This window comes from Streptomyces sp. NPDC058375, assembly GCF_042723425.1.
In the GTDB taxonomy this organism is placed as follows: domain Bacteria; phylum Actinomycetota; class Actinomycetes; order Streptomycetales; family Streptomycetaceae; genus Streptomyces; species Streptomyces durocortorensis.
The window spans coordinates 1-4,167 of the sequence record NZ_JBHXJG010000403.1 but is presented as its reverse complement, the minus strand read 5'-3'; the positions used below and the strand labels follow the sequence as shown (position 1 = coordinate 4,167).

General features: G+C 72.3%; 6 protein-coding genes. 2 read left to right on the top strand and 4 right to left on the bottom strand.

Annotation, left to right across the window (positions count from 1 at the left end):
* Positions 1-36: 36 nt before the first annotated feature.
* From ACFWM7_RS34150 to ACFWM7_RS34135, 4 genes are all read right to left on the bottom strand, one after another.
* Positions 37-528, bottom strand: a complete 492-nt coding sequence (locus tag ACFWM7_RS34150; protein ID WP_383268350.1) for a nuclear transport factor 2 family protein — start codon at positions 526-528, stop codon at positions 37-39.
* Positions 529-591: 63 nt separating this feature from the next.
* Positions 592-1,521 (bottom strand): oxidoreductase, encoded by a 930-nt coding sequence (locus tag ACFWM7_RS34145; protein WP_383268347.1) that lies wholly within the window; start codon positions 1,519-1,521, stop codon positions 592-594.
* A gap of 120 nt (positions 1,522-1,641) precedes the next feature.
* On the bottom strand, positions 1,642-2,070 hold the full coding sequence (locus ACFWM7_RS34140) for a pyridoxamine 5'-phosphate oxidase family protein (protein WP_383268345.1): 429 nt from the start codon (positions 2,068-2,070) through the stop codon (positions 1,642-1,644).
* A gap of 116 nt (positions 2,071-2,186) precedes the next feature.
* Entirely contained in the window at positions 2,187-2,657 is a 471-nt protein-coding gene (locus ACFWM7_RS34135) for a hypothetical protein (RefSeq protein ID WP_383268342.1), read from the bottom strand.
* A 122-nt stretch (positions 2,658-2,779) separates the two neighbouring features.
* On the opposite strand from ACFWM7_RS34135, the gene ACFWM7_RS34130 reads away from it, so the two are divergent.
* The gene (locus ACFWM7_RS34130; RefSeq protein ID WP_383268339.1) at positions 2,780-3,277 is read left to right on the top strand and encodes a hypothetical protein; all 498 of its coding nucleotides are present in this window, start codon (positions 2,780-2,782) and stop codon (positions 3,275-3,277) included.
* Positions 3,278-3,417: 140 nt separating this feature from the next.
* A partial coding sequence (locus tag ACFWM7_RS34125) for a MerR family transcriptional regulator (protein WP_383268336.1) occupies positions 3,418-4,167 on the top strand: 750 nt, incomplete at its 3' end.

Sequence of the window (4,167 nt, the reverse complement as noted above, 5' to 3'; positions counted from 1 at the left end):
GCAGGCGTACCTGCCGGGCACCGGGCTTCTCCCCTCCTACGCCTCGCGCCGGGCGTCCGCCGGACCCAGCCGTTCGGTCGGGCCCCCGAAGTCGAGGAACAGCTCCCGCGCGGCGAGGAGCCACCGGCCGTCGACCTTGAGGAACGTGTCCTCGTAGCGCCCGACCTGCACGGGGAGGCGCGGCGGCAGCATGCCGCCGGTGTGGCCGTCCACGCGGAACGTCGTGAAGTACGTGCTCGCGGTCGCGGTCGCGGCGGACGTCAGGGTCACCAGGATGTTGGTGCACAGACGGCGCGAGAGCCGGTCGGCGGGGCGGCCGGCGAAGTAGGCGCGCAGGGCGTCCCGGCCCTCGATCCGCCGGCCCCCCTCGGCCCACTCCCACACCCCGTCCGGGGTGAACAGCTCGGCCACATCGGCGGGTTCGCCCAGATCGAGCCTGCGGACGAACTCGACGATCAGCCGTTCGCAGGCTCGCTCGGCGATCAGACGGTCCAGCGGATTCGGGCGATCCAGCGCATCGGTGTCCATGGCCCCTTCCTAGCAACGTGCCCCGGGACCACACGACTTGTTTTCGTGCGACCCTGGGGCCCGTCATGCGGCGTCGGCGTCCAGCCCGGTCAGCCTGGCCGACTCGTCCCACAATGCCCGTGCCGTGGAGGCGTCCTGGGCGCGGTGCGACTTCCGGGCGGGGGCGGGGGCTCCCCGGGTCTCGCCGAGGCGGGAGGGGCCGTAGTAGGAGCCGCCCGGGGCGTCGGGCAGCGTCGCCGCGTACAGGACGGGCAGGGCGCCCGCCGACGCCGGCTGGGTGTACAGCCGCGAGGTCCGCTCCAGCTTCGCGGCCCAGTTCCGCCCGCCGAGACGCGGCCCGGCCTGTCCCAACTCCGTTGCGGAGAGGCCGGGATGGGCCGCCAGGGCGATCAGGTCCCGGCCGGCGGCGCGGGCCCGCCGGTCCAGCTCGTTCGTGAACAGGAGATTGGCGAGCTTGGACTGGCCGTAGGCTCCCCATTTGCTGTAAGAGCGCTCGGCGTTGAGGTCGTCGAGATCGATGCGGCCGATACGGTGGCCGAGCGAGGAGAGGGTCACCACGCGCGCCGGGCCCCGGACCCCGAGGACCGGAAGCAGCCGGAGCGTCAGGGCGAAGTGGCCCAGGTGGTTGGTGCCGAACTGCATCTCGAAACCGTCCGCGGTACGCAGGAGCGGCAGGGCCATCACCCCGGCGTTGTTCACCAGCAGGTCGAGCCGCCCGTCGACCTCCTTGCCGATGACCTCGGCGGCCTCGGCCACGCTGCTCAGATCGGCCAGGTCGAGGCGGACGAGCCGTACGTCCGAGCCGGGGGCGGCCCGGCGCACGGCGTCCACGGCACGCCGGCCGCGCTCCGGGTCGCGGCACGCGAGGAGGGTACGGGCGCCGGAGCGGGCCAGCACGAGGGCGGTCACCGCGCCGATGCCGCTGTTGGCGCCGGTGACCACGGCGGTGGTGCCGCCGAGGTCGGGCATGTCCTCAAAGGTCCAGGAGTGCATGGGGCACGCCTCCCCCGTGTCGGCGTCGCCACACGTGGAAGGCCCCGGCCGGGGCGGGGCCTCGCCCGTGTGAAGGCCGCACGGCCGGGGCTTTCCGGGTGGAGGCCGCACGGCCGGGGCTCAGACCTGGCCGAGGTCCGAGCTGACCCAGCGCTCGGGGCGCAGGGTGATCACCACCTGCTCGCCGTGGTTCTCCCAGGCGAACTCCACGTAACCGGCGACCTTCTCGGTCGGCAGGTAGCGCGCCGACACGTGCTCCAGGTCGGCGCGCGTGGCGGGGCGGGTGTCGACGACGGGCCCCTCGACGGAGACGTACCGGATGGTCGGCTCCAGCCGGTCGACCAGCAGCGTGAACCGGCCCGCAGCGGCGATCAGTTCGGCCTTGCGCGAGGTGCGGCCGGTGAGGATCCGGACATCGCCGCCTGCCTCGTACTCGTACCAGATGGGCACGCTGAGCGGGGCCCGGTCGCCCTCCCCCGACGCGACGGCCAGTGCGGCGACATGGGGTTCGGCGAGGAACTGTTCGCGCTCTTCACGGGTGAGGGCCACTGGACGCTCCTTCGTACGGGGATTCGGGGGCTGTCCCAGTGTGCCCGCGAGCCTGACGTATCCCCGGCCCCTCGGTCGGCGTGTCCCGGGGCCCGGCGAGCGGCCGCCGACTTGCCCTAGGCCGGGCGGGAGGCCTCCTCGGACCGTCGCACGACGTCCGCGCCGCGCAGGGCGACGGCGCACCATAGGACCACCAGCAGCAGCGCGGCCGCGGCCAGACCGGCGACTTCCAGGGCCTCCGGCCGCCATCCGAGCGAGAGACGCGTACCGATCAGGACGGCCCCGATGAGGGCCTTCTCCGGTTCGTAGACCGGAACCCTGGCCGCCACGAACCGCAGCACGGCGGCCAGGGCCACGCCGATCGCGGCCCAGGTGAGCAGATAGGGCCAGAGCGCTCCCGGAGCGGCGGGCGGCAGGCCGAACTCCTCCGGTCCGATCCGGAACAGGGCGCCCACCCAGCCGAGCGCCACTCCGGCGGCGGTGACGGCCGCCACCCACAGCGCATGGCGCCACCAGGGGCCGGGGCGGACGCTCGCGTCATCGTCGTCGTAGCGGTCATCGGAGTCCGGAGACTCAGGAGAATCCATCACGCTTGATCAGACGCGCACCGGGCGGTGATCGTTGCCCCACTTCCGGTGAAGAGACCGCGCGCGGGTGCGTCGCGAACCGCCCCGCCGGCCGGGAACAACCGACAACTAGGCTCCCGGACATGAGCAAGGACCATGACGACGAGCCGATATTCGTCCGCTCGAACTGGGGAACAAGTCGCTATGTCTACAACCCGAGAAATCCGGTCGGGGCGGGCCTCATCATCGGATCCCTGCTGTTCGCCGCCGGGGGCATGTACTACCTCCACGCGAGCTCTTCGTGGAGCGAGGGCGAGCTGCGCGACGCCGTGAACGTGGCCGTCCGGAACCTGGAGGCGACGCCGCAGACCGTGGGGTCGTGGGCCGGCGATTACGAGAGCATGATCCGCGACGCGCTGGAGGAGAGCGGCGAAGGCCCCTCGATCGGCGGCGTGGTGTCCGTCGAGGAAGCGAACGATCCCTACGACGAGGACGCGGCCACCTCCGTCGACCTGTTCGAGGTCACGGCGACGGACGTCGACGCCGCGTTCTGCCTGAGTGTGTCACCAACGGAACCGGAATCGGCGCTGACGAGCGTCGAAGTCAGCCTCTCCATCGCCGTCGAAGAGGGCGAGTGCTGAGCCCGACCGGCCTGGATCCGGCGCGGATCCGGGCTTGAAGTTGCCGCTGCGGCAGCTTCTACGGTCATGACCAGGGCCGGAGAAACCGGCCCGGTGAGGCGCTCGTGAGGGAGTGCTCGTCAGGGAGTGAGGATGTGGCGATGGACTGGCCGATCTCCGAGGTCGCCCGCATGTCGGGGGTGACCGCCCGGACCCTGCGGCACTACGACGAGATCGGTCTGCTGCCGCCGGCCCGGATCGGCTCCAACGGCCACCGTTACTACGAGGAGCACCAACTCCTGCTGCTGCAGCAGATCCTCGTCCTGCGGGAACTGGGCGTCGGGTTGCCGGAGATCGGCAGGGTCCTGGCCGCCCAGGTCGACACGGTGGAGGCCCTGCGGGGACACCATCTGCGGCTGCTCTCCGAGCGGGACCGGCTGGACGCCCTGGCCGCGACCGTCGCCCGCACGATCGCCGAGTTGGAACATTCCAGGAAGGACGGCACGACCATGACCGCGATCAACCGACCGGAGAACCTGTTCGAGGGCGTTCAGCCCTCCCGGTACGAGGAGAACCTGCGCGACTTTCCCGGGCTCGCCGGGGAGGCGGGGCGGCGGGCCGCCGCCATGACCCCGGCCGAGGTCGAGGCCGGGCAGCGCGAGCGCACGGCGCTGATGATCCGGCTGGCCGAGCACATGGCCGGGGGCGCCCCGGCGGACGCCGAGCCCGTGCAGGCCGAGATCGACGCGCAGTACCGGTCGCTCACGTCCCTGCAGGCCGTGTCCGCCGACGAGTACCGCGCGATCGGGCGTTCCTGCGTGGAGAACGAGGACTGGCGCGCGGCGTACGAGGCCATCGCCCCGGGGCTGGCGGAGTACCAGCGGGACGCGATCGAGGCCTACGCCGTGTCC